General features: G+C 59.3%; 18 protein-coding genes. 11 read left to right on the top strand and 7 right to left on the bottom strand.

What is annotated here, in order from left to right:
- Window positions 1-2: 2 nt before the first annotated feature.
- Together HX811_RS01265 and HX811_RS01260 are read right to left on the bottom strand one after the other, a co-directional pair.
- Window positions 3-4,781 (bottom strand): RHS repeat domain-containing protein, encoded by a 4,779-nt coding sequence (locus HX811_RS01265; RefSeq protein ID WP_177044422.1) that lies wholly within the window; start codon window positions 4,779-4,781, stop codon window positions 3-5.
- A gap of 23 nt (window positions 4,782-4,804) precedes the next feature.
- Window positions 4,805-5,869: a hypothetical protein gene (locus tag HX811_RS01260; protein WP_177044420.1), complete on the bottom strand. Its 1,065-nt coding sequence runs from the start codon at window positions 5,867-5,869 to the stop codon at window positions 4,805-4,807.
- Window positions 5,870-6,123: 254 nt separating this feature from the next.
- Between HX811_RS01260 and HX811_RS01255 the strand changes: the two genes are divergently transcribed.
- Window positions 6,124-7,260, top strand: a complete 1,137-nt coding sequence (locus HX811_RS01255) for an FAD-binding oxidoreductase (protein WP_177044418.1) — start codon at window positions 6,124-6,126, stop codon at window positions 7,258-7,260.
- Between the two features lie 67 nt (window positions 7,261-7,327).
- Here the strand turns inward: HX811_RS01255 and moaE are convergent, their stop codons facing one another.
- The 5 genes from moaE to HX811_RS01230 form a co-directional block, all read right to left on the bottom strand.
- On the bottom strand, window positions 7,328-7,777 hold the full coding sequence (gene moaE, locus HX811_RS01250) for a molybdopterin synthase catalytic subunit MoaE (protein ID WP_177044416.1): 450 nt from the start codon (window positions 7,775-7,777) through the stop codon (window positions 7,328-7,330).
- 2 nt (window positions 7,778-7,779) lie between these two features.
- Window positions 7,780-8,022: a molybdopterin converting factor subunit 1 gene (moaD, locus tag HX811_RS01245; RefSeq protein ID WP_003216306.1), complete on the bottom strand. Its 243-nt coding sequence runs from the start codon at window positions 8,020-8,022 to the stop codon at window positions 7,780-7,782.
- Window positions 8,019-8,492: a cyclic pyranopterin monophosphate synthase MoaC gene (moaC, locus tag HX811_RS01240; protein ID WP_008435663.1), complete on the bottom strand. Its 474-nt coding sequence runs from the start codon at window positions 8,490-8,492 to the stop codon at window positions 8,019-8,021. The genes moaD and moaC overlap by 4 nt, the downstream gene beginning before the upstream one ends.
- A 164-nt stretch (window positions 8,493-8,656) precedes the next feature.
- Complete coding sequence (locus tag HX811_RS01235; protein ID WP_010170407.1) at window positions 8,657-10,051, bottom strand: PhoH family protein; 1,395 nt, start codon at window positions 10,049-10,051, stop codon at window positions 8,657-8,659.
- Window positions 10,052-10,400: 349 nt separating this feature from the next.
- Window positions 10,401-11,525 carry a polysaccharide deacetylase family protein gene (locus HX811_RS01230; protein ID WP_177044414.1) on the bottom strand — a complete coding sequence of 375 codons (1,125 nt, stop codon included), beginning with the start codon at window positions 11,523-11,525 and terminating at the stop codon, window positions 10,401-10,403.
- A gap of 294 nt (window positions 11,526-11,819) precedes the next feature.
- Here HX811_RS01230 and yaaA point away from each other — a divergent pair, with 294 nt between their 5' ends.
- The 10 genes from yaaA to HX811_RS01180 all read left to right on the top strand — a co-directional run bounded on the left by yaaA (window position 11,820) and on the right by HX811_RS01180 (window position 26,448).
- Window positions 11,820-12,599 carry a peroxide stress protein YaaA gene (gene yaaA, locus HX811_RS01225; protein ID WP_177044412.1) on the top strand — a complete coding sequence of 260 codons (780 nt, stop codon included), beginning with the start codon at window positions 11,820-11,822 and terminating at the stop codon, window positions 12,597-12,599.
- Window positions 12,600-13,467: 868 nt separating this feature from the next.
- Entirely contained in the window at window positions 13,468-14,784 is a 1,317-nt protein-coding gene (locus HX811_RS01220) for a nucleotide sugar dehydrogenase (protein ID WP_177044410.1), read from the top strand.
- A gap of 84 nt (window positions 14,785-14,868) precedes the next feature.
- Window positions 14,869-16,350 (top strand): mannuronan synthase, encoded by a 1,482-nt coding sequence (alg8, locus tag HX811_RS01215; protein WP_017477650.1) that lies wholly within the window; start codon window positions 14,869-14,871, stop codon window positions 16,348-16,350.
- Between the two features lie 36 nt (window positions 16,351-16,386).
- On the top strand, window positions 16,387-17,556 hold the full coding sequence (locus HX811_RS01210; RefSeq protein WP_177044408.1) for an alginate biosynthesis protein Alg44: 1,170 nt from the start codon (window positions 16,387-16,389) through the stop codon (window positions 17,554-17,556).
- Window positions 17,557-17,646: 90 nt separating this feature from the next.
- Window positions 17,647-19,071, top strand: a complete 1,425-nt coding sequence (gene algK / locus HX811_RS01205; RefSeq protein WP_371132329.1) for an alginate biosynthesis TPR repeat lipoprotein AlgK — start codon at window positions 17,647-17,649, stop codon at window positions 19,069-19,071.
- The gene (locus HX811_RS01200) at window positions 19,068-20,555 is read left to right on the top strand and encodes an alginate export family protein (protein WP_003216288.1); all 1,488 of its coding nucleotides are present in this window, start codon (window positions 19,068-19,070) and stop codon (window positions 20,553-20,555) included. The genes algK and HX811_RS01200 overlap by 4 nt, the downstream gene beginning before the upstream one ends.
- Window positions 20,555-22,114 carry a mannuronan 5-epimerase AlgG gene (algG, locus tag HX811_RS01195; protein ID WP_032899433.1) on the top strand — a complete coding sequence of 520 codons (1,560 nt, stop codon included), beginning with the start codon at window positions 20,555-20,557 and terminating at the stop codon, window positions 22,112-22,114. The genes HX811_RS01200 and algG overlap by 1 nt, the downstream gene beginning before the upstream one ends.
- A gap of 11 nt (window positions 22,115-22,125) precedes the next feature.
- Window positions 22,126-23,574: an alginate O-acetyltransferase gene (locus HX811_RS01190; RefSeq protein ID WP_177044542.1), complete on the top strand. Its 1,449-nt coding sequence runs from the start codon at window positions 22,126-22,128 to the stop codon at window positions 23,572-23,574.
- Window positions 23,575-23,582: 8 nt separating this feature from the next.
- Window positions 23,583-24,692, top strand: a complete 1,110-nt coding sequence (locus HX811_RS01185) for a mannuronate-specific alginate lyase (protein WP_008434173.1) — start codon at window positions 23,583-23,585, stop codon at window positions 24,690-24,692.
- Window positions 24,693-24,882: 190 nt separating this feature from the next.
- Window positions 24,883-26,448 carry an MBOAT family protein gene (locus HX811_RS01180; protein ID WP_008434176.1) on the top strand — a complete coding sequence of 522 codons (1,566 nt, stop codon included), beginning with the start codon at window positions 24,883-24,885 and terminating at the stop codon, window positions 26,446-26,448.
- Window positions 26,449-26,457: the final 9 nt, after the last annotated feature.

The following is a 26,457-nucleotide window of genomic DNA, read 5'->3' as shown; positions in this document are numbered from 1 at the left end:
CCTCAGGCCGAATTCCATTCGGCCAGGATGGGTTGGCGAACACGCGAGGCCTCCTGCGAAAAGGTCTCATGGAAGGTGAAGCTGCTGCCCGACATATCGACAAGGCGATGGGCCTGAGGCGCGGGTTGCGGCTGTCCCAATGGCTGCTGCAAGTTCTCTGCACCGCCCCCGATAGGCGCTGCCGGCTGGCGCTTTCTGATCCGACCGTCGACCGAGCGGTACAGATTGACCACGCGCAAGCCAAACCGCGTCATCCCCCAGGCTTGGCTTGGCAGCGTAATGTCATTGAAGAACTTGTAAGAAGCACCGGTCAGCAACTTGCCAGCGGCCTGCAATCCAGCCCTGGCTTGGGAACTCAATAGACTGAAGCTTCGGACCGCCGGGCTTGCGGCGGCTGCAACCGCCCGGGAAGCGCCCGTCGCCGCTATGCCTGCGCCCCCTAAACTGGCCGCGACACCCACCACTGCAAAGGTCAGCGATGCCCAGTTCAGGACGTTGATTTGACTGGAGCGATCCCAGCCCATCTGATTGTCGACCGCCTCAACGCTCAGTGCGGCAATCCCCAACGTCCCACCTACTGAGGCCGCGCCTGAGGCCAGCAACAGCGCGGTCTTGCCGGCAATGGTCAGTGCAGCGGCTTGAGCGCCGATGGCAGCGAGCAAGCCCGCAGTTGCAAGCCCAGCGGTGGCCACCGACATGCCCAGTGCAACACCGGTCAGTGCCCACCGGGCCCATGTTGGAAAACTGAAGAGGCCGCTGGGGTCCGACCAATTCACCGGGTCACCGCCACAATAGGCGTAGCTGTTGATCCCGCCCTCGTCAAAAGGACTGAGGGGATCAGGAGAGAGAAACACCATGAGTTCGGGATCATACGCACGGCGCCCATTACCCAGGTGATAGAGGTTGACCGGTACGTCCAGCCGCTCGCCGTTGTAGGCGGGCAATTGCATTTCCATCATCGTGGGCGACACGTCATCCCGCAACTCGATCCTGGCGTCACCGTAGGGTGCGTAATGCCGGCGCACCTGGTCCGTGATCGGTGCCACCACACCGCGGACGCTGCCAGCGCCGTCAAGAACCAGTAGTTTCTGGTAATTACCACTATCTCGGTAGGCCACCACCTGGTCACCGTCGCGCACGTAACGTGCCCGCATACTGACCTGCGCCAGCGTGTCGAGCCGATCCCCGGCATAGGCCAGCATCACGGGAGCTTCGTTGCCTCGCGCAGCAAGCACCTGGCGTGCTTCGCCGTCGTACTGGTAGCTGTACTTGTCTGTGGCGGTCTGTACAGCAGTGAGCTGGTCAAAACCGTTGTACGTGAAACCGCGACCGAAGGTGCCCTGTTGCAAATTACCGGAGGCGTCATAGCTCAGGGTCAGGTTTCGTACCGGGTTTGTATGGGTCAGGTGCGTCAGGCAGGCAGGGTCCTTACCCTGGAAAAACCGCTCGCTGCGGTCGCTACTGCCATCGATAAACGTTGTCCGCACTTCAGTCATATTATCGAGACCGTCATAACTGAAACGCTGTTCCTTGATCGCCCGATCCAATTTATCCATCGGGTATTGCGTGCCCTCGCATACATAGGATTTGAGTCGCGAATAACCATCGTAAGTGAACGTCTCGCCCGTGACCACGGCGTCATTCGCGCCTTTCAACGTGCGAGTGGCCAGCAGGCCATCGTCGTAATAGGTGCTGACAATGTTCTGCAGTAGCGCACCGTCCTGTTCCAGTTTGCGTTCCGACTCACGCCCCCATGCGTCAAAGGTCACCGAGTCGGTAAGACGCATTTGATAATTGAGGATTCGCGCCGAAAGGCGGCCCAGACTGTCGTAAGTCCGGATCATGCGGACGAAACCGGTGGTGGTCTGTTGGAGGCGTCCGAACTGGTCATATACCAGGTCACTGTGCTGCCCATCCGCCGCGGAGTGCCGCAACAGCCGCCCACCCGGCGAATAACTCGTCAGGCTAGTCAAGGCCTGACTGCCCAGCGTCTGAACTTCCTTGGCGAGATAGCCGTTCTCGTCGTAACTCATCTCATGCTTGAGCCCGGCGGTGAGTGATTGTCGCATCGCTCCACTGATGGGGTCGTACTCAAGGTCTATCGGTGCATGCCCTGCCATCTTGACGCTCGTTAATGTCTCCAGCTCAGGATCATGACCGTACTCTTGACGATCACCGCGCGGCGAAGTCACCGCCACTGGCGCAATTTGGTTGGGCTTGTACTCCCAGGTCGTGGCTGTTGCGCTGCCGCGCGCCTGGGAAATGACGCGGTCCAGGCTGTCGTATTCACGCGTGCCGACCAGCTTCCTGTCTACGGTGAGGGTGCGCACCATTGGCTCGCTGGTGCCAAGCGCATACGTCGTCAACGTCTCACGGGGTGGCGTTTCGTCGGAAGGGGTTTCCAGGCTGCGCACCACACGATCAAAAATGTCATAGGTGTATTCGGTCCTGGTCTTCCTGGCATCGACGCGCTCCGTGCAGCGGCCCAGCCCGTCATAAGTCCGGGTCTCCACCACGATGCGTGCACCGCCAGCGCTCACCCGCTCAACCCGTGCTGGCTGATTGTGTTCGTTGAACCAGGTTTCCAGTTGCGCTCCACCTTGTACCCCCGTCACCCTGCGATTGAGAAGCGGGTCATACTCGTCGATCACTACCCGACCATCGGGTTGAGTTACCGTCCACGGATTGCCCCAGATGTTATAGGCGTGACTGGTTTTCAACGTACGCGGCCCATCCCCCAGATAATCCAGACGGGTTTGCTTCACGAGCCGCCCGAGTGCGTCGTACCCCCAGGAACCCAGGAGCCTGTCATTGTCTGCAATACCATCAAGCGATTGTGCAGCAGAGAGCTGGCGTCCCATACCATCGAAATACGTGAAGAGCACGGTGCCTTGTGCGTCCGTGGTGACCAAATGGGCCATCTTGGCCCCGGCCGAAAAGTGATAGGCATAACGACGTCGGGCCATCTGGGGCTTGCCTGGCGCGGCGGTTTCCGATGTCAGCCGCCCACCGGCATCGTACGTCATCTCCAGGCTGCCGAGGGAGTCACGCGTCATGGCGAACAGACGCTGATTGGTCAATGACCACGTGCGCGCGGACTCGAGCCATTGGCCAGGCTCACGCCCCTTCAAGCTCCGGACTTCGGTGATCGAATCACCGTTGAGGGTGTAGGTAAAGTCGGTAACCAGAGAGAGTTCGTCAATCGTCATCGTGGAGCTTTTCAAGCGACCATGCAGGGCGGGGTTGGCAGCCTCTGAATGGTAGGTATGCGACGTCTGGGTTCCCCCTTCCAGGTCAACGGCAAGCGGCATGACGAAATAGCCGCCCCCTGTCATTGAGACGCCAGTGTGGGAATGTTCAGTGGTCCGAGCCGCAGTGGTCGATCTGGCCGGGAAAAGTTTTTCCAGCTTCAGGTAACGCTGAAAGAGACCAAGGGGGTCAGCGGGGCATTTTCCTGGCTCCCCGGTCACCGGGTAATAAGCGTATTCGGTGCGTACGCCGGAGGCTTCGGTGCGGCTTAGTTCGTTGCCGAAGTCATCGGTGGTGATACTGACCACTTCCGTCCTTGGGGGGGTGCTACCTGTGGGATACAGCTCAAAAGTCTTGGTAATACGGCTGGGTAGTTGGAGGTTGGCGGGCTGATCCGGAAACTTCAAACCACGAACTTCGTTGTAGACGGTCTCGGTTTTAACCTGGCTCCCTTTGGCCAATACCAGTTCTTCGGTAATCAGGTGAAATCGATTATAGGTAACACGGGTATACCGCAGCTGAGCGCCCTGATTAGCGCTATCAATGTAAGTTTCTTCCCCCCAGTAGAAGTAATCGCCATCCACCCGGTACAAATTATCCTGACCCTGGCGGAACCCGCCATTATAAGGATATCCAGTGAAGTTACGGCTGGGGCTGTAGCGATAGGAACGCATGATCGAGGGCTGCCCGCGCCCCGGGTTTTGCTCCCACGTGGTGACGACCGGAATGTATAAACCACCCTCATATTGATGCCCTCTGAGGTTATACCGGATGATTTCCTGCCCCCCCATGGGTGTCAAAACCTGGGAAATAGCCACCATTGATTCAGGCAACCTGAGGTACTGAAACGAATAGCCCTCATCCGCGTACGGCCCAGTCAGGTCGTAAGGCACCGTGACCTTGGTCAGTTGGTTGTCGGTATGAGAATGCTCGAATCGCGTGCGGGCATAACGATTACCCTCCAACCGCGTATCAGCGGTGACCAGCGATCCGCCGCTGTACCTCAACACCAACAGCTCGTTTTCTTTCTCGTCAACGATGCGCTGCAAATTATCATTGTTGGTGTATTCGAAGCTCAGCCGTTCGCCATTTTCGAACTGGATGGCCATGATTTTAAAGGGGCGACCGGTGGTGAGGCGACGCAGGATTTCGAGAGTGCCATCTTTGTAAAGTACATGCAGCGTAGATTGATCAACCCGTTTAAGAGTCAGGTCTTTCAACTTATGGTCGAGGATAACGGCGTTTTGCCCTATGGAGGGCAGCCCCTGGGTGAGATACTGTTCGCCATTGAGCAGTGTTAACTTCGAACTGGCCGCGTCAAACTCCGTATTCGACAAGTTCCAGCCTTTACCGTAGGGGATGTTGCGGGTATCCATCATCGAGAACGACAAGGCAATCTCTCGAGTCACCTCCAGCGGGCCTTTTGGGCTCAAGGTTACCAGGCGAATCAGACACCCATATTGCCCGGTACGCAGGTCAACCGAACCGCCCAGATGGGCACTGAAATTAAATGCGTTCGAATAGATATCCATAGGACCGCCGTTTAACAAACTCGCTAAGAGGATATGGGTTTTGAAGTGGCGATCAACTGCAACACATTTCGATCGTCGGCCCAGGACAGAAAGTAGTGATGCTCGCAGCCATAATTATCTACCAGTGTCCAGACGCTGGAGCCTTGGCGATCCACATCGGGGTTATCCAACCATGCCTTGACTCGCGCAGCACGCATTATTGTATTGCGCTTGTTCGCAATGATTTCTTTATTTTGCCCTACGGTTTTTTTCAGCAGATCGTTCATTGTGATGTTATTTACCGTATTCCCTGGAATCACGCCGCCGATTTGCCTGATACCCGATCCAACATCATGAGTATAGTAAATTGCAAACCTATCCCCCTGAACAGTGGGATCCAGTAGTTTAACCGCGTTTTCGGGAACTATATTTTCGACAAATCTCAACCCAGGGGGTGGCGTCCAATAATATATATCCACATCCAGCTTATACTCTGTCAGGGCGTAGGTGTCGGCCCAATGGTCCAGTCGTTCAGCGGGCAATGCATAGGGCTCGCGCGGAGTTAAGGTGACGGACGATTGGAAGATTTCATCATCATCTTCCCTAACCATATTAGTGATATAGGTAACGCCCTCGATTACGATCTTTGCCATAAATTTTTGATTAAGAGCGTTTCCCTTATCGAAGCGCATGTAACGTTTGATATCTTCAAGCGGGCCCATACCAGGAATCGGCTGTATGATAGGGTTCGTATAATCTGTTTTACTGCCGGCTCCCTCCAACCGCCCCACCCACGGCCCCATGACAAATCCATTCCTTTCAGTATCACAACTCCACCCTTTAGGCAGTGTCGCTTTTTTATCCGTAGAATATTCAACCAGCGTAGCACTCTTACGCTCATGGTCCTCAAGTGTAACCGCAACCCACTTACCCTCTTCGTTTCTTTTCTCCTTTTTAACAATTATATTCACTTGGCATTGCTGCCGGCCGCCCACATAGACTCCAGATTCAACTACATTCCCGCCACCCGGGCGAGGAAGTTCAACCTCAAACACGTCCAAACGGAATTCTGGTTTTTCTGGAACTTCTGACTCTTCCGCCGTTTTCATTCCTTTCTCCTTTTTTCTAGAAAAAGACGCTTACCACTTACACCGACCTATTACCGGCATGACGATAGTAGACGCGTTATAAAAGCGGGCGACTACTGTTAGAAATAACAGTTTTTCAGAAATAGCGAGAGCTGATTGGAATTAACATGGATATGCATTAGCGCCATTCGAAATAAAAATAGGTAGGCGGGCTTGTGGGAGAACGAACAAGCCTGCACATTTGGCTCCAGCACTTTCAAATCCAGGAGGAACACATGAACCAGGCCGACTACCTCATCATCGGCGGTGGCATCGCCGGCGCATCCGCCGGTTACTGGCTGTCACACCATGCCCGCGTCATCGTGCTGGAACGCGAGTCGATGCCGGGTTACCACTCCACCGGCCGTTCCGCCGCCCTGTACATCGCCGCCTATGGCACGTCCCAGGTCCGCGCACTGACGCTGGGCAGTCGCGCCTTCTTCGATCAGCCGCCCGCAGGCTTTGCCGAACACCCCTTGCTCACGCCACGAGGCGAATTGCTGGTGGACTTGATTGGCGACCCCGATGAGTTGCAGCGCCAATACCTGAGCGCCAGAGCCCTTGTGCCAGAAACGCGACTGCTCGACGTCGAGGAGTCGATGGCCATGATGCCGATCCTGCGCAGGGAAAAAGTCCACGGCGGAATCTACGACCCCAGCGTGTGTGACATCGATACCGATGCGCTCTATCAAGGTTACCTGCGCGGCATTCGGCGCAATGGCGGAGAAATCCACACCGACAGTGAGGTGCAGAAACTGACCCGTGACGCTCAAGGACTCTGGCAGGTGCGCACGGCCCAACAGCACTTCAGCGCCCCAGTGATCCTCAACGCCGCCGGCGCCTGGGCCGACCATATCGGCGAGTTGGCAGGTGCACAGAAAATCGGCCTGCAGCCCAAACGTCGCAGTGCGTTCGTCTTCGCCCCGCCTGCCGAGCTGAACATCCATGCATGGCCGGAGCTGGCCGCCCTCGACGGCTCGTTCTATATGAAACCCGACGCCGGCATGTTCCTCGGTTCACCGGCCAATGCCGACCCGGTGGAGCCCCACGATGTGCAGCCGGAAGAGCTGGACATCGCCACGGGCATCTATCACATCGAGGAAGCCACCACCCTGAGCATCCGCCGGCCTGCGCGGACCTGGGCCGGGCTGCGCAGTTTCGTCAGCGATGGGGATCTGGTCTGCGGGTTCGATCCACAGGTGGAGGGTTTGTTCTGGGTTGCGGCCCAGGGCGGCTACGGGATCCAGACGTCTCCGGCGATGGGCCAGGCCAGTGCGGCGCTGGTGCGCGGCAAGCCTTTGCCGGATGCATTGGCGGCGTTCGGGTTGACCGAAGCGATGCTGTCGCCCCACCGGCTGCAAACCTCGACCTGACCTGTGTGGCGGGGGAGCTTGCTGTGGCGAGGGAGCTCCCTCCCCACAGCAAGCCCCTCGCCACACGTTATTTCCAGCGGTCAGCGGCTGCGTGATCGCTTTCGCGACCTTCCACCCAGCGCGGCCCTTCGCTGGTGTTCTCCTTCTTCCAGAATGGCGCCCGCGTCTTCAAGTAGTCCATTACAAAGGCGCAGGCATCGAACGCGGCCTGGCGATGGGCACTGGCCGCCGCGACGAACACGATCGGCTCACCCGGCTCCAGGGTGCCAATGCGGTGCAACACTTCCAGCTTGAGCAGTGGCCAACGCTGTTCAGCCTCCACGGCAATTTTGCCGAGGGCTTTTTCAGTCATGCCCGGATAGTGCTCAAGGAACATCCCCGCCACATCCAGGCCATCATTGAAGTCGCGCACATAGCCGACAAAACTCACCACCGCGCCTACGCCCACATTGGCCGCATGCATCGCATTGACCTCGGCGCCGGGATCAAACGCCTCGGCCTGCACCCGAATCGCCATGGTCAGCCTCCGGTCACGGGCGGGAAGAATGCCACTTCGTCGCCAGCTTGCAGCGGCTCTTCAAGGTCGCACAGTTCCTGGTTACGAGCGCACATCAGGCTGGCCTCATTGAGCACTGCGAATTCCGGGTCACCGGCCAATGCCTGGCGTACAGCGTCGACCGTCGCGAAGTCACCTTCCATCTCCAGGGAGTCCAGGCCAATCGCTTCGCTGTAGCGCGCAAAAAACAGTACGTTGATGCTCATGCCTGGTCCGCCTTGAAATGCCCGCTCTTGCCGCCGAGTTTCTCCAGCAGCCGAATGGTTTCGATGGTCATGCCACGGTCCACGGCCTTGCACATGTCGTAGATCGTCAGGGCGGCAACACTGGCCGCGGTCAGCGCTTCCATCTCCACGCCGGTCTGCCCGGAGAGTTTGCAGCGGGCGACGATGCGCACCGCGTCCAGGCCATCGGCACTGAGCTCGACCTTGACCCCGGTGAGCATCAACGGGTGGCACAGGGGAATGAGATCACTGGTTTTTTTTGCGGCCTGGATCCCGGCGATACGGGCCACGGCAAACACGTCGCCCTTGGGGTGGGCGCCGTCGACAATCATTTTCAGGGTCTCGGGCAACATGCGCACCCGCGCTTCGGCCACGGCTTCACGGAACGTCACGGCTTTTTCAGTGACGTCGACCATGTGGGCGCGACCTTGGGAATCGAGATGAGTCAGCACAGGGATACTCCTGATCAGGAGCTCCGATTGTAAACCCAACGCCGATCAAATGTGGGAGCTGGCTTTTGTGGGAGTCGGGCTTGCCCGCGATGCAGGCACCTCGGTATGTCAGTTACACCGAGGTGATGCTATCGCAGGCAAGCCAGCTCCCACATTGACCGTGGTTACAGGTGAGATTCGGCGTATTCGGCCAGAATCGAGCGAGGGACACCTTGCAGCGCAATGTGCACGCCGTTCGGGAAGTCCTTGAAGCGTTCCGTCAGGTAAGTCAGCCCGGAGCTGGTCGCGGACAAGTAAGGGGTGTCGATCTGTGCCAGGTTGCCCAGGCACACCACTTTGGAACCGGCGCCGGCACGGGTGATGATGGTTTTCATCTGGTGCGGCGTGAGGTTCTGGCATTCATCGATCAAAATCAGGCTCTGCTGGAAGCTGCGACCTCGAATGTAGTTGAGGGATTTGAACTGCAACGGCACTTTGCTGAGGATGTAATCGACGCTGCCATGGGTGTTTTCGTCATCCATGTGCAAGGCTTCGAGGTTGTCGGTGATCGCCCCCAGCCACGGCTCCATTTTTTCCGCTTCGGTGCCGGGCAGGAAACCGATTTCCTGGTCCAGGCCCTGCACGCTGCGGGTGGCGATGATGCGGCGATAGCGTTTGGTAACCATGGTCTGTTCGATGGCGGCGGCCAGGGCGAGGATGGTTTTCCCCGAACCTGCGGCGCCGGTCAGGTTGACCAGGTGGATGTCCGGATCAAGCAAGGCATACAGCGCCAGGCTCTGGTAGATATCACGCGGTTTCAGGCCCCAGGCTTCCTGGTGCAACAGGGGTTCCTGATGCAGGTCGAGGATCAGCAGCTTGTCGACCTGGATCTCTTTGATCCAGCCCACAAAACCCTGTTCGTCGATGATGAATTCGTTGATGTGCACAGCCGGCAGGTTGTCGATCAGCTGTACCTGGTGCCAGGTGCGGCCATGGTCCTGACGGGTTTCGACCTTGCTGACGCGATCCCAGAACGAGCCGGTCATGGTGTGATAACCACGAGACAGCATCGACACGTCGTCAACCAGTTGGTCAGTACTGTAGTCCTCGGCAGCGATCCCACACGCTCGTGCCTTGAGGCGCATATTGATGTCTTTGGTCACCAGCACCAGGCGCAGGTCCTTGTCGCGTGCGTGCAGGTCGATCAATTGGTTGATGATTTTGTTGTCGTTCAGATTTTCCGGCAGCAGGCTGTTGGGCTCGCTGCGCTTGCTCATCAGAATCGACAGCAAGCCCTTGGGCCCGCTTTTGCCACGCTGGATCGGTACGCCCACCTCGACGTCGTCGGGGGAGGCTTCGCCGAGGGTCTTGTCGATCAGGCGGATGGCCTGGCGGCATTCGGCGGCAACGCTGTGGTGCCCGCTTTTGAGTTTGTCGAGCTCCTCAAGCACGATCATCGGGATGGCGACGTGGTGTTCTTCGAAGTTGAGCAGTGCGTTTGGATCGTGAATCAGTACATTGGTATCAAGCACATAAAGGATTGGCTGGTCGGAAGAAGGGTTACGTCCATGATCATCCATACTCGGTCACCTTTGTGGGAGCCAGTCGACGCAATACCGCGACAGTGCTGCGCCTCGATTCGACCGTCGAACGCACTTGAGGGGCGTCAAGTGCGGTGCACACAAGAGGTGTCTTGGAAGACGCCACCTGTGTTGCAGGTTTCGGCTGTCTGTCTTCGTAATACCGCAAAACACATGACAGGAAAAAGCACTTTGACGCTTTTTTGAAGTTTATTTTTCAGGATGACGAATAGCACTAGGCGCGCCGGCATTGCACCGTTAAAGTCGGAAGTCCGCCTGTATCGAAATACCTCTCAAATTCCCCCCTGAAAAACCTCAGCCCCAACAGGGCCGGGCTTTTCGTGCTTTTTCAGCGAAACGCTTCGCGGCAATCCTGCCAGCCGAGTCCACTTTCTGCCGTGGCGTGTAAAAGCCAGGGTAAAGCGATGCGCGCCTTGTCCTGGGTGTCGTGGAAGACGATCACCCCGCGCCGCCACAACAGCATCAGTGTGAGCACGCGGTTCGCCGACTCATCAGCCTTGAGCTTGCCGGGTTCGTCTTCCGAGTCGATGTCCCACAAGGCCACTTGCAGCCCTTGTGACTGGAAAAATCCCTGGCTGTCGGACCGGCGCTGACCGTACGGCGGGCGGAACAGCGGCAGGTAGTTTTCCGGCATCAGGTTTTGCGCCAGGGAGGCGCTGCGGGTGATGGACGACTGCCAGTCGACCCAGTGGCTATGGGAGCGGTACTGCCAGCCCTGGATGCCAACGCATTGGCCCTGGTACAGCGCCTGCACATCGGTGGCCGAGCTTTTCTCGACGCGGGTTTGCAGGCTGTTGCCCAGCACGAAGAAGAGGCTGTGCATTTTCTGTTTGCGCAGGTAGTCGGCGAGCCAGTCGGTATTGCCGCTGACCGGGGACGGTCCGCTGTCGAAGGTCAGCAGGAACATCCGATCGTTGAGTTCGTCGCCGTTGCGCTCGTGGTCGCCGAAGCGGGCGATTTCGCTGCTGATCTGGGGGAACAGGGCGGCCTTGCGCAACTGTTCATCCAGGTAGCGTTCGTGGAATGCGCGGCTGGGGCCGGCCCAGCCTATATAGAAGGAGTTGTCGCTGACTTCGAATTTGGCGGCTTGTTCGCGCAGGTCGTCCATGTTTTCCACCAGGTAGCAGAAGGAGGCGTCCTGTTCGCAGCTTTGTTGGGCGAAGGTGTAGTTTTCCAGTAGCCGTTGCCAGAGTTGGCGACGCAGGTCGTCGATCGAGGCCTGGTTGATGATCTTCAGGCCCAGGCGCTGCTTGAGGGCGGGTTCGTCGAGGGATTCGCTGGCGAGCAGGGTATGGGCGAACATCAGGATTTCTGCGCGTGAGGCGACGTCGAACAGGGCGGGGCTGCCGAGGCGTTCGGGCCAGGTGCCGCGGTCCAGGGTGGCGACGTCCACGGGGGCGGCTTGGGCGCCCAGGCAGATGAGCCAGGCTGACAGTAAAAGCGCAATTCGCACGAAGGGTCTCCCTTTCCAGAGTCGTCGGGCACTATAGCCGATCGTGTGGGGGCGCTATTGGGTTGGTGTGTATATGCGTTATTTGAGTGATGGCTTGTATTGGTTCCGCTCTTACAGCGGCTCACTTTTGAACGCTTTTGCAAAGTGACTCGCTGTAAGAGCGAAACCATAAGCCGCCGTAACCGCAGAAACGGATATGCCCCCCAACGACCGCACAGCTATCTATCACCATCATAGGTGGAGTCAAACCGCCCTACCCCCTAGAATCCCCCCACGATTAAAGGAGACGACTTCATGCTGACGGTGATTTCCCCCGCCAAAACCCTCGATTTCGAGTCAAAGCCGGTCACCCCGCGCTTCACCCAGCCGCAATACCTCGACCACTCCCAGGAGCTGATCGAACAACTGCGCGAACTCAGCCCGGCGCAAATCAGCGAACTGATGCACGTCTCCGACAAAATCGGCGGCCTCAACGCCGCACGCTTCGGCAGCTGGACCCCCGCCTTCACCCCCGCCAACGCCAAACAAGCCCTGCTGGCATTCAAGGGCGACGTCTACACCGGCCTCAACGCCGAAACCCTCAAGGACGCCGACTTCACCTACGCCCAGGACCACCTGCGCATGCTCTCCGGCCTGTACGGTCTGCTGCGGCCGCTGGACCTGATGATGCCGTACCGCCTCGAAATGGGCACCAAACTGCCCAACGCCCGTGGCAAGGACCTGTACGCTTTCTGGGGTACCCGCATCAGCGAGTGGCTCAACGAAGCCCTGGCCGAACAAGGCGATGACGTGCTGCTCAACCTGGGCTCCAACGAGTACTTTTCAGCAGTCAAACGTCCTGCACTGAACGCGCGAATCATCAACACCGAGTTCAAGGACCTGAAAAACGGCCAGTACAAGATCATCAGCTTCTACGCCAAGAAGGCCCGCGGCATGATGAGCCGCTTTGTGATTGAAGAACGCATCAACGACCCGGCCCGACTCAAGGAGTTTGACGTGCAGGGTTATCGCTTCAATGCGGAGCAGTCGAAGCCCGACAATCTGGTGTTCCTGCGGGATCACGCCCCGGAATAACCTGACAACGAAGATCCAAATGTGGGAGCGGGCTTGCTCGCGAAAGCGGTGGTTCAGTCGATGCCTTTGTTGCCTGACACGCCGCTTTCGCGAGCAAGCCCGCTCCCACATTTTGTTTGCATTCCAACTCCGAATTCGTCATTTATTTGGCGTCAAAAATATTTCTTCAGATTCCCTAACATTTATTTCACTCGACATTCGTCAATTTTTTTCGTAGTGGCACCACTTTTTTAAAACAGTAGTGGCACAAAACTATTTACCCCTCGCAACTCCCCGCAACTACTGGCCTAAATAGCAAGTGCTATCAGAATAGTACTAGTGCCATCTTTCCTAATATTTCAAGAAATTTCAGGAAACAGGATGAGTGGACAGGAACTATGTCCTAAAGCACCGCTCATACCACCGGTAACGATTATCTCTGCAGATGTAAGAGATGACTTACGTGGCGACCAACGGAAGTAGCAAAGTTGTCATATAACTTTGACTCAATGGTCAAATCATCAACTGATTAGTTGAAGGCGGACGCAAAGGTTTCACTACTTTCTCCGACAAGGCCAAGGCTGAGCTCACCTGTATGGGTCAGTGAGACAACCCAAGCCGTTGATATATAAGGGCTCAAAGCCCCTGTCAACGCCTTGCGGCACTGGCGCCAGGCCCTTCCCCAGGAAGGCTGGCTGCATTTCAGGGCAAGCCCCAACAATAAGGCCAAGTTGCGCACAACTTGAGTGCATTAGTTAGTCACTCGACTTTTAGTATGCCCGCACTGGATATACCGACGTTTATTCGTCGCACTTCCCAGTGCCTGAGTGACGCTTCAAAACATGAACTCCGGCCATCTAGTGGCACGATTAACAATGAGGTAAATGCGATGCGCATCAGCATATTTGGTTTGGGTTACGTCGGCGCGGTATGTGCCGGTTGCCTGTCTGCACGGGGCCATGAGGTCGTTGGCGTAGACATCTCCAAGGAAAAGATCGACCTGATCAACGCGGGTAAATCCCCCATCGTTGAACCGGGTCTGGGCGAGCTGTTAAGCCAGGGCATTCAAACCGGCCGACTGCGCGGCACCACCAATTTCGCCGAGGCAATCCGTGATACCGACCTGTCGATGATTTGCGTCGGCACGCCGAGCAAGAAGAACGGCGACCTGGAACTCAACTACATCGAATCGGTGTGCCGCGAGATCGGTTTTGTCCTGCGTGACAAGACCACCCGCCACACCATCGTGGTCCGCAGCACCGTGCTGCCAGGTACCGTGGCCAATGTGGTGATCCCGATTCTCGAAGACTGCTCGGGCAAGAAAGCCGGCGTCGACTTCGGCGTCGCCGTAAACCCTGAGTTCCTGCGTGAAAGCACCGCCATCGCCGACTACGACCTGCCGCCGATGACCGTCATCGGTGAATTCGACACCGCTTCCGGCGATGTCCTGCAGTCGCTGTACGAAGAACTCGACGCGCCGATCATCCGCAAGGACATCGCCGTCGCCGAAATGATCAAGTACACCTGCAACGTCTGGCATGCGACCAAAGTGACCTTCGCCAACGAGATCGGCAACATCGCCAAGGCGGTGGGTGTCGACGGTCGCGAAGTGATGGAAGTGGTCTGCCAGGACAAGACCCTCAACCTGTCCCAGTACTACATGCGCCCAGGCTTTGCCTTCGGCGGCTCCTGCCTGCCCAAGGACGTGCGCGCCCTGACATACCGCGCCGGTTCCCTGGACGTGGATGCGCCGCTGCTCAACTCGCTGATGCGCAGCAACGAGTCCCAGGTGCAGAACGCCTTCGACATCGTTTCCAGCCACGACAAACGCAAAGTCGCCCTGCTGGGTCTGAGCTTCAAGGCCGGCACCGATGACCTGCGCGAAAGCCCGCTGGTGGAACTGGCGGAGATGCTGATCGGCAAGGGTTTCGACCTGAGCATCTACGACAGCAACGTCGAATACGCTCGCGTGCACGGCGCCAACAAGGACTACATCGAAGGCAAGATCCCTCACGTGTCGTCCCTGCTCAACTCGGACTTCGACGAAGTGATCAACAACTCCGACGTGATCATCCTGGGCAACCGCGACGAGAAGTTCCGTGCCCTGGCGCACAACGCACCCCACGGCAAGCAAGTGGTCGACCTGGTGGGCTTCATGTCCAAAGCCACCAGCGTGAGCGGCCGTACCGAAGGCATTTGCTGGTAACAGCAACGGCAAGTTTCAAGCGGCAAGCGTCCTGATCCCCGGCGCTTGCTGCTTGAAGCCTCCTTCACCTGCGGAATGACGCCTATGTCCAAGTTAAAACACGTACTCCTCCAATCTGCCGGCTGGCTGTTTTTCCTGAGCCTGCTGATGGGACTCGCCCTGCTGTTGCCGGCGAGTACGTTCGACTCAGAGTCGAAGAATTTTATTTTCCTGATTGGCGCCGTCGGTATCTGGCGCTACTCGATGGGTGCTACGCATTTCTTTCGCGGCATGCTGTTCCTGTACGTGGTCTACCCGCACCTGCGGCGCAAAGTGCGCAAGCTGGGCAAGGCAGCAGACCCGTCCCATGTATTCCTGATGGTTACCAGCTTTCGGATCGACGCGCTGACCACGGCCCAGGTCTACAGCTCGGTGATCCGCGAGGCCATCGAATGTGGCTTCCCTACCACCGTGGTCTGCTCCCTGGTGGAAATGTCCGATGAGCTGCTGGTCAAGAGCCTGTGGGCCAGGATGAACCCGCCCGACCACGTCAAACTGGACTTCGTGCGCATCGCCGGCACCGGCAAGCGTGACGGCCTGGCCTTCGGTTTTCGCGCCATCTCCCGCCACCTGCCGGACGACCGTGCCGTAGTGGCCGTGATCGATGGCGACACCGTGCTCGCCGAGGGCGTAGTGCGCAAGACCGTGCCGTGGTTCCAGCTGTTCGGCAATGTCGGCGGCCTGACCACCAACGAGTTCTGCGAAGTGCGCGGCGGCTACATCATGAGCGAGTGGCACAAGCTGCGCTTCGCCCAGCGCCACATCAACATGTGCTCCATGGCCCTGTCCAAACGCGTGCTGACCATGACCGGCCGCATGTCGGTATTCCGCGCCAACGTGGTCACCGACCCGGGCTTCATTGCCGATGTGGAAAGCGACTCGCTGCAACACTGGCGCCTGGGCCGCTTCAAGTTTTTGACCGGTGACGACAAGTCCAGCTGGTTCAGCCTGATGCGCCTGGGCTACGACACTTTCTACGTACCGGACGCCGCGATCCACACCGTGGAACACCCGCCGGAAAAGAGCTTTATCAAGGCCAGCCGCAAACTGATGTTCCGCTGGTACGGCAACAACCTGCGCCAGAACTCACGTGCCCTGGGCCTGGGTATGCGTCGCCTGGGCCTGTTCACCAGCATCGTGCTGTTTGATCAACGAGTGTCGATGTGGACCTCCCTGCTGGGGCTGACCGTGGCGATCATTGCCACCTTCAAATACGGCGGCGCGTTCATCCTCGCCTACCTGCTGTGGATCGGCATCACCCGCCTGATTCTGACCCTGCTGCTGTCGTGCTCCGGCCACAAGATCGGCCCGGCTTACCCGGTGATTCTCTATTACAACCAGATCATGGGCGCGCTGGTGAAGATCTACGTGTTCTTCCGCCTCGATCAACAGTCCTGGACCCGCCAGGACACCAAACTGACCCGCGATTTGGCCAGCTTTCAACGTTGGTTCAACACCTGGTCGTCTCGGACCATGACCTTCTCCGCCGGCAGCATTTTCGTCGCCGTGTTGCTGATGATGGTTTGACCCTGCCAAGCCTGAATTAACTAGGAACTAAACACCATGAATAGCCCAGTAAACGCCAACGTTGTCCACGAATCCGAAGCCCAGCGCCAACACGCCCGGGTCAAAATCCCGGCCAAGCTGCGCTTCTTCGGCGCCGACCGCACGCCCATGGAAGTACGGGTCATCGACCTGTCCGCCGGCGGCCTGGCGTTCAACGCCGCGCAGCAACCCCTGAAAGTCGGTGATGTGCACAAGGGTCGCCTGCAGTTCGTGATCGATAACCTCGGCCTGGCGATGGACGTAGAGCTGCTGATCCGTTCCCACGACCGCCAGACCGGCCGCACCGGTTGCCAGTTCCAGAACCTCGATGCACAAGACATCTCCACCTTGCGCCACCTGATCACCTCGCACCTGGCCGGTGACATCGTGACCATGGGTGACGTGCTGGCAACCCTGCAACGCGACAACTTCACCAAGGCGCGCAAGGTCAAGGACGGCGGCAGCAACATGACTGCGGCGGGCCGCCTGCGGGCGGTGACCTTCAGCCTCGGGATCTTTGTGGTGGGGTTGGTTGCCTTCGGTTTTGTCGTCAAATCGGTGTACGGCATGTACTTCGTCAGCCACGCCACCTCCGGCCTGGTGAGCGTGCCCGGGATGAACGTGACCATGCCCCGCGATGGCACCGTGCAAAGCCTGATCAAAGGCGATGCGGTCGCCGCCAAAGGCGCGCCATTGGCAACCTTCAGCACCAGCATGCTCGACGTGCTCAAGGGCCATCTGGACGAAGACCAGCTGCAACCGGCCAAGGTCGAAGAGCTGTTCGGCAAGCAAATGACCGGCACCCTCACCTCCCCGTGCGACTGCGTCGTGGCCCAGCAACTGGTCGCCGACGGTCAGTACGCCAGCAAGGGCGACGTGATCTTCCAACTGGTGCCACGCGGCAGCCAGGCCAACGTTGATGCACGCTTCTCCTATCGCCAGTTTGCCGACGTTCGCCCGGGCACCCGCGTGAACTTCCAGGTAGCGGATGAAGAGCAGGTACGCACCGGCACCATCGTCAGCAGCACCAGCCTGAACAGCAGCGAAATGTCCTCCGACATCCGCGTGCAGATCAAACCCGATGCCCCGCTGGACAGCACCTACGCCGGTCGCCCGGTTGAAGTGACCAGCGATCGCGGCCCGTCCCTGAACTGGCTGATCGACAAAGCCATGGCCAACGGTCTGTAAGCAGAGGACATGCCTGTGATGACTCTCTCAAAAATACCGCAATCCCTGTGGGAGCGGGCTTGCTCGCGAAAGCAGTGTGTCAGCCAACACATGCATCAACTGACAGGGCCCCTTCGCGAGCAAGCCCGCTCCTACATGGGAACTGCGGCGTTGCTGGCTGTTGCGGTCAGCCTCGCCGGTTGCGCCGGCCTGCCCGACCAACGCCTGGCCAATGAAGCGCTGAAACGTGGCGACACCGTCACTGCGCAGCAGAACTACCAGCAGCTCGCGGATTTGGGCTACAGCGAGGCCCAAGTGGGCCTGGCGGATATCCAGGTCGGCACCCGCGACCCCGAGCAAATCAAGCAGGCCGAAGCGACGTACCGCGCGGCCGCCGATACCTCGCCCCGTGCCCAGGCACGCCTGGGCCGCCTGCTGGTGGCCAAGCCCGGCGCGACCGAAGCCGAACACCATGAAGCCGAAGGCCTGCTGAAAAAAGCCTTTGCCAATGGCGAAGGCAACACCCTGATCCCGCTGGCAATGCTCTACCTGCAATACCCGCACAGTTTCCCGAACATCAACGCCCAGCAGCAGATCAGCAAATGGCGCGCCTCGGGTTACCCGGAAGCCGGTCTCGCCCAGGTGCTGCTGTACCGCACCCAGGACACCTACGACCAGCACCTGGATGAAGTGGAAAGCATCTGCAAGGCGGCGCTGAACACCACCGATATCTGCTACGTCGAGCTGGCCACGGTCTACCAGAAAAAAGCCGAGCCGGAAAAACAGGCCGACCTGCTCAAGCAGATGGAAGCCGGCTACAGCCGCGGCACCGTCACCGCCCAGCGAGTCGACAGCGTGGCGCGTGTACTGGGTGATGCAAGCCTGGGCAAGACCGACGAAAAAACCGCCCAGGCCCTGCTGGAAAAAATCGCCCCCGGCTACCCGGCCTCCTGGGTCAGCCTGGCGCAACTGCTCTACGACTTCCCGGAACTGGGCGACGTCGACCAGATGATGAAGTACCTCGACAACGGCCGCGCCGCCGACCAGCCCCGCGCCGAACTGTTGCTGGGCAAGCTCTACTACGAAGGCAAGTGGGTCCCGGCTGACGCCAAGGCCGCCGAAGAACACTTCCAGAAAGCCGTCGGCCGCGAAGTCGCCGCCGACTACTACCTCGGCCAGATCTACCGCCGTGGCTACCTGGGCAAGGTCTATTCGCAAAAGGCCCTGGACCATCTGTTGACCGCTGCGCGCAACGGCCAGAACAGCGCCGACTTCGCGATTGCCCAACTGTTTTCCCAAGGCAAAGGCACCAAGCCCGACCCGCTTAACGCCTATGTCTTCAGCCAGTTGGCCAAGGCCCAGGACACGCCGGAAGCCAACGACCTGGCGACCCAGCTCGAAGCGCCGCTGACCCCGGAACAACGCGCCGAAGGCCAACGCCTGGTGCAACAGGAGCTGGCCGTGCGCGGCACCCTGGCCCAAAGCACGCTGCAATTGCACGCCCTGCAAGAAGAAGACGGCGAGGAATCCCTATGAAGCTCAACCCATTCGTCAAGGCCGGTATCGGCCTGACCTTCGCCCTGCTGTGGTCGTGCCCGACCCTGGCGGCGCTGACCGAAGCCAAGAACTTCGGCCTGGAAGTCAAAGTCACCGGCCAGTCCGAAGATGACCGCGACCTGGGCACCCAGAAAGGCGGCGACGTCAACGGCATCGGCCTTGACCTGCGCCCGTGGATCTACGGTGAAAGCGGCAACTGGAGCGCCTACGCCATGGGCCAGGCCGTGACCTCCAGCGACATCATCGAGACCGACACCCTGCAACAGTCCTCGGATGACGCCACTCAACAGACCAGCAATGACGACCGCAAGAGCAAGAAGAACTACCTGGCGATGCGCGAGTTCTGGGTCGCCTATGGCGGCTTCACGCCCTACCCCGGCGAGATCCTCAAGCTCGGTCGCCAACGCCTGCGCAATGACGACGGCCAATGGCGCGACACCAATATCGAAGCGCTGAACTGGACCTTCGACACCACCTTGCTCAAGGCCAATGTCGGCGTCGCCGAGCGCTTCAGCGAATACCGCACCGACCTCAAGGAACTGTCGCCCAAGGACAAGGACCGTCAGCACCTGTACGCCGACGCCGCCTACCAGTGGACGCCAGGCCAGTGGATCGGCCTGCGCGCTCACCACACCCATGATGACGGCAAGCTCGACTACCCGGAACCGGGCGTGGCCACCGACTCGCTGGACAAGCGCGAGAACGGCGACCTGACCTGGCTCGGCATCGAAGCCAACAGCGACGCCTACAACTGGCGCAACACCAACACCGTCAACTACTGGGCGAGCGTCACCGGCATGCAGGGCGACCGCGACACGGTCAACGCCTTGAACGCCGACGGCACCCGCCCGGCCAACGCCAAGCGCAGCGATGACGTGAATGGCTGGGCCACCGATTTGGGTGTACGCCTGCGCCTCGACCCGCAGTGGCAAGTGGGCGCCGCCTACTCCCGCGCCAGTGCCGAATACGAGCAGAACGGCCTGCAAAGCAACCGTTCAAACTGGACCGGTACCCAGTCCCGCGTCCACCGCTTCGGCGAAGCGTTTCGCGGCGAGATGAACAACATGCAGTCCATGAGCCTGTTCGGGTCCTGGCAGCTGCGCGAGGACTATGACGCAAGCCTTGTGTACCACAAGTTCTGGCGCGTAGACGGCAACAAGCCGGTGGGCAGCAACGGCATCGATGCCGTGCAGAACAACACCGATGACGTGACCGGAGCGATCCTGTCCAGCACGTCCCTGCCGCTTGAAGACGGCAAGAAAGATCTCGGCCAGGAGATGGACCTGGTGGTCACCAAGTACTTCAAGAAAGGCCTGCTGCCGGCCGGGCTCAGCCAGTCGATCGACGAGCCGTCGGCCCTGGTGCGCTTCCGTGCAGGCGTGTTCAAGCCGGGCGACGCCTATGGCAGCCAGGTCGACTCGTACATGCATCGCGCCTTTGTCGACGTGATCTGGAAGTTCTGATGGGAGCCTGCGCAATGAAGTCTCAAAGCCTGCTCGTCGCGGCCATGCTGCTGGCCAGCGCCTCGGCCTTCGCCGACAAAGCGCCGACCATCGCCAAAGAGCTGCAACAGGCCAAGACCTACACCATCTCCAGCCCGCCGACCGAGCCGCTGGAGATGGCCAAGCCTGCGCTGCCGGACGTGTCCGGCTACACCGCGGCCAATATCGCGAAAAAGATCGTGCGTACCAAGCCAGGCAAAATCAGCATCCGCCGGATGATGCAGGAAGACGCCCTGAAGGACTTCATCGGCGGCGACAACAAGATGGCCGAATGGGTAGTGCGTCAGCACGGCATTCCCCAGGCGATCTTTGTCGACGACGGCTACATGAACCTCAAGGACCTGCTGAAGAAAGTGCCCAAGCAGTACTTCAGCGAAACCTCGCCGGGGGTGTTCCTGGCCAAGTTGCCGATCGTGGTGGGCCGTAAAGGCATCCTCGAAATCGACAAGCAGACTCAAGAGCTGCGACTGTCCCAGGAAGCCGGTTCGTTCCTGATCAACGACGGCCAGCTGTTCGTACGTGACACCAGAATCACCGGCTGGCGCGAGAAGACCAACGGCCCGGCGACCTTCCAGTCGCCCAAGGAATTCCGCCCGTTCCTGCTGGCCTGGGGCGGCACCGAGACCTACATCGCCAATAGCAAGATGGCCAGTTTCGGCTACGCCAACAGTAAGTCGTATGGCGTGAGTATTTCCCAATACACGCCGAACATGGCCAAGGTGCTCAAGCGTCCTGAACCGACGGGCTGGATCGTCGACTCCGAGTTCTCGGACATGTGGTACGGCTTCTACTGCTACGAAACCACCGGCTTTGTGCTCAAGGGCAATACCTACAAGGACAACATCGTCTACGGCATTGACCCCCACGACCGTTCACACGGTCTGATCATCACCGACAACACCGTCTACGGCACGAAGAAGAAGCACGGCATCATCATTTCCCGGGAAGTGAACGACAGCTTCATCTTCAACAACCGCAGCTTCGACAACAAGCTCTCGGGCCTGGTGATCGACCGTAACAGCGTCAACAACCTGATCGCCGACAACGAGATCTACCGCAACCACACCGACGGCATCACCCTCTATGAGAGCGGCGATAACCTGCTGTGGGGCAACAAGGTGATCAGCAACCGTCGCCACGGCATCCGCGTGCGTAACAGCGTGAACATTCGCCTGTACGAGAACGTTGCCATGGCCAACGGGCTGACCGGCGTGTACGGCCACATCAAGGATTTGACCGACACCGACCGCGACATCGCCCTCGACCCGTTCGACACCAAGGTCTCGCTGATTGTGGTGGGCGGTGAGCTGGCCGCCAACGGCAGCGGGCCGCTGTCCATCGACTCGCCGTTGAGTGTCGAGCTGTACCGCGTATCGATGCTTGCGCCGACCAAATCCAGTGGCATCAGCTTCTCGGGCGTTCTTGGCGATCGCCAGGAAGAGATCCTCGACTTGCTGGTACGCCAGAAGAAAGCCGTGCTGATCGACCCTGTCGAACGCCAGACCGAAATGCAGGACTGAGGATGACCTTTATGCACCCACACATGATCAAACTGCTCAGCCTTTCGGGTTTGACCCTCGGCCTGCTCGCGGCCAGCCAGGGCGTGCGCGCCGACGAAATCAAGGCGCCAACCTTCACCGCCGAACCGTGCTGCAGCCTGTGCCCGGCCGCCCACGACGCGAAGAACTACACCACGCGCTACCAGCAGAACTTCACCACCCTGGTGCAAGCTCAGGGCGATTGGCTGTTCCGGACCCAGGAAGACTTGCGCACCGAATTCGACACCAGCCCCGCCGGCTACAAACGCATGCAGCAGCTGCACGATGCGTTCAAGAGCAAGGGCGTGGAACTGGTGGTGGTCTACCAGCCGACCCGTGGCTTGGTGAACCGCAACAAGCTCAACCCTGAAGAGAAAGCCAAGTTCGATTTCGACAAGGCCCTGGGCAATTACAAGACCATGCTCGGGCGCTTCGCCAAGATGGGCTACGTCGTACCGGACCTGTCGCCGCTGACCAACGAGCAACTGCCGGATGAATTGCCGGCCCACGATTTCTACTTCCGCGGCGACCAACACTGGACGCCATACGGCGCCCAGCGCACCGCCAAAATCGTCGGCGCGAAAGTGCGGGCGATGCCTGAATTTGCCGGCATCCCCCAGCGCGAATTCGAGACCAAGCGCTCCGGGCGCATGGGCAAGACCGGCACCCTGCACAACATGGCCGGGCAACTGTGCGGCACCAGCTACGCGATCCAGTACATGGACCAGTTCACCACCGAGCCCAAGGGCGAAGCGGCAGACGGCGACCTGTTCGGTGATTCCGGCAACCCGCAGATCACCCTCGTGGGTACCAGCCACAGTGGCAAGAACTACAATTTCGCCGGCTTCCTGGAACAGGAAATCGGTGCCGACATCCTTAACGTCGCCTTCCCCGGTGGTGGCCTGGAAGGCTCGATGATCCAGTACCTGGGCAGCGAAGAATTCCAGAAGACCCCGCCGAAGATCCTGATCTGGGAATTCTCGCCGCTGTATCGCCTGGACCAGGAGACCATCTACCGCCAGATGATGTCGCTGCTGGACAACGGCTGTGAAGGCAAGACCGCCCAGATGAGCGCCAGCACCACGCTGAAACCCGGCAAGAACGAATTGCTGGTGAACAGTTCGAACAAAGACCTGCGCAACAGCAGTCACCAGGTCGACATCCGCTTCGCCGACCCATCGGTGAAAACCCTGCAAGCCACCCTCTGGTACATGAACGGGCGCCACGAGGACATCAAGATCGAGAAACCCGAAACATCCAATACAGACGGGCGTTTCGCCTTTGAACTGCGCACCGATGAAGACTGGGCCACGCAAAACCTGCTGGCCGTGGAAGTGCAGGGCCCTGAAGCGGGCCAGGCCGCGCAGAAAGTCGAAGCGAAAATTTGCACACGCAACGTATTCCCCGCCGGTGGTCAACAGACTGCTTCAACGGGGCAATGAGGTTACTTATGCAGAAGTTATTGATTCCAACGCTGCTGGGCCTGGCGATGTTTGCCGGCCAAGTCAACGCCGCCGCACCACTGCGTCCGCCCCAGGGTTATTTCGCCCCGGTGGAAGCATTCAAGACCGGCGACTTCAAGAATGACTGCGACGCCATGCCCGCGCCGTACACCGGCTCGCTGCAGTTTCGCAGCAAGTACGAAGGTTCGGACAAGGCTCGTTCCACCCTGAATGTGCAGTCCGAAAAAGCCTTTCGCGACAGCACCGCCGACATCACCAAGCTGGAAAAAGACACCAGCAAGCGCGTGATGCAATTCATGCGCGACGGCCGTCCGGAGCAGTTGGAATGCACGCTGAACTGGCTCACGAGCTGGGCCAAGGCCGATGCATTGATGTCCAAGGACTTCAACCACACCGGCAAGTCCATGCGCAAATGGGCACTGGGCAGCATGGCGTCGGCCTATGTGCGCCTGAAGTTCTCCGACTCTCATCCGCTGGCCAACCACCAGCAGGAGTCGCAGTTGATCGAAGCCTGGTTCAGCAAAATGGCCGACCAGGTGGTGAGCGACTGGGACAACCTGCCGCTGGATAAAACCAACAACCACTCCTACTGGGCTGCCTGGTCGGTGATGGCGACCTCCGTCGCCGTGAACCGCCGCGACCTGTTTGACTGGGCCGTGAAGGAATACAAGGTCGGCGCCAACCAGGTGGATGCCCAAGGCTTCCTGCCCAACGAATTGAAGCGTCAGCAACGGGCCCTGTCGTACCACAACTACGCCCTGCCGCCGCTGGCGATGATCGCCAGTTTTGCCCTGGTGAACGGTGTGGACCTGCGCCAGGAAAACAACGGCGCGTTGAAACGCCTGGGTGACAAGGTGCTGGCCGGGGTGAAAGACCCGGAGATCTTCGAGCAGAAGAACGGCAAGGAACAGGACATGAAGGACCTCAAGGAAGACATGAAATTTGCCTGGCTTGAGCCCTTCTGCACCCTCTACACCTGCGCCCCGGATGTGATCGAGCGCAAGCACGGGATGCAGCCGTTCAAGACGTTCCGCCTGGGGGGTGACCTGACCAAGGTCTACGACCCGGCGCATGAGAAAGGCAACAAAGGCAGCTAGTCGCTGATCGTTCCCACGCTCCGCGTGGGAATGCAGCCAGGGACGCTCCGCGTCCCAAAAGCGGACGCAGAGCGTCCAGTGAGGCATTCCCACGCAGAGCGTGGGAACGATCACATAGCCCTCTCATTTCGGTGGGGGGTTTGGGGGGGCCGTTGGCCCTTGACTGTTGGTTAAACATGGAGAGATCGGGATGGTTTTCTCGTCCAATGTGTTCCTGTTCCTGTTCTTGCCGATCTTCCTCGGCTTGTACTACCTGAGCGGGCAACGCTATCGCAATCTGCTGCTGCTGGTTGCCAGTTATGTGTTCTACGCCTGGTGGCGAGTGGACTTCCTGGCGCTGTTCGCCGCCGTGACGCTGTGGAACTACTGGATCGGCCTCAAGGTCGGTGCGGCAGGCGTGCGCACCAAGCCCGCCCAGCGCTGGCTGCTGCTGGGCGTGGCGGTCGATCTGTGCATCCTCGGCTACTTCAAGTACGCCAACTTCGGTGTCGACAGCATCAACCTGATGATGAAGTCGGCGGGCCTGGAACCCTTCATCCTCACCCACGTGCTGTTGCCGATCGGGATCTCGTTCTACATCTTCGAGTCCATCAGCTACATCATCGACGTGTACCGCGGCGACACCCCGGCCACCCGCAACCTGATCGACTTTGCGGCGTTCGTGGCGATCTTCCCGCACCTGATTGCCGGCCCGGTGTTGCGCTTTCGCGACCTGGCCGACCAGTTCAACAACCGCACCCACACCCTCGATAAATTCTCCGAGGGCTGCACGCGGTTCATGCAGGGTTTCATCAAGAAGGTGTTTATCGCCGACACCCTGGCGGTGGTCGCCGATCATTGCTTCGCCCTGCAAAACCCCACCACCGGCGATGCCTGGCTCGGCGCACTGGCGTACACCGCGCAGCTGTACTTCGACTTCTCCGGCTACAGCGACATGGCCATCGGCCTGGGCTTGATGATGGGTTTTCGCTTCATGGAAAACTTCAAGCAGCCGTACATCAGCCAGTCGATCACCGAGTTCTGGCGGCGCTGGCACATCAGCCTGTCCACCTGGCTGCGTGACTACCTGTACATCACCCTGGGCGGCAACCGTAAAGGCACGCTGACCACCTACCGCAACCTGTTCCTGACCATGCTCCTCGGTGGCCTGTGGCACGGTGCGAACATCACCTACATCGTGTGGGGCGCCTGGCACGGCATGTGGCTGGCGATTGAAAAAGCCATCGGCCTCAACACCGCACCGCGCAGTTTCAACGTTGTGCGCTGGGCCTTCACCTTCCTGCTGGTGGTGATGGGCTGGGTGATCTTCCGCTCGGAAAACCTGCACGTCGCCGGCCGTATGTACGGCGCGATGTTCAGCTTCGGCGAGTGGTCGCTGTCGGAACTCAACCGCGCCAGCCTCACCGGCCTGCAAGTGGCAACCCTGGTGGTGGCGTACGCAACCCTGGCGTTCTTCGGCCTGCGGGACTTCTACAGCAACCGCCCACCGGAAAAAACCAAGCCTGCGGTGAACACCCAGGCCGATGGCCCGGCGACTGCGCAACCGGGCTTGATCAAGGCCGTACCGGGCGACAACCCGGGCAGCATCCATGAGCCCGGCTATACCGTGGGCACCGAGGCCACCGTGCAACCGGCCTACTGGAGCGCCACCTGGCCACGCTACGCCATGCGCGCCGCCGTACTGCTGCTGTTCGTGGCGTCGATTCTCAAACTTTCGGCGCAGAGCTTCTCGCCGTTCCTTTACTTCCAGTTCTGAGGGAGCCGA

Origin of the sequence: Pseudomonas sp. F8002 (assembly GCF_013385495.1) — a bacterium.
Classification (GTDB): domain Bacteria; phylum Pseudomonadota; class Gammaproteobacteria; order Pseudomonadales; family Pseudomonadaceae; genus Aquipseudomonas.
This window is presented reverse-complemented; position numbering and strand designations above follow the sequence as displayed.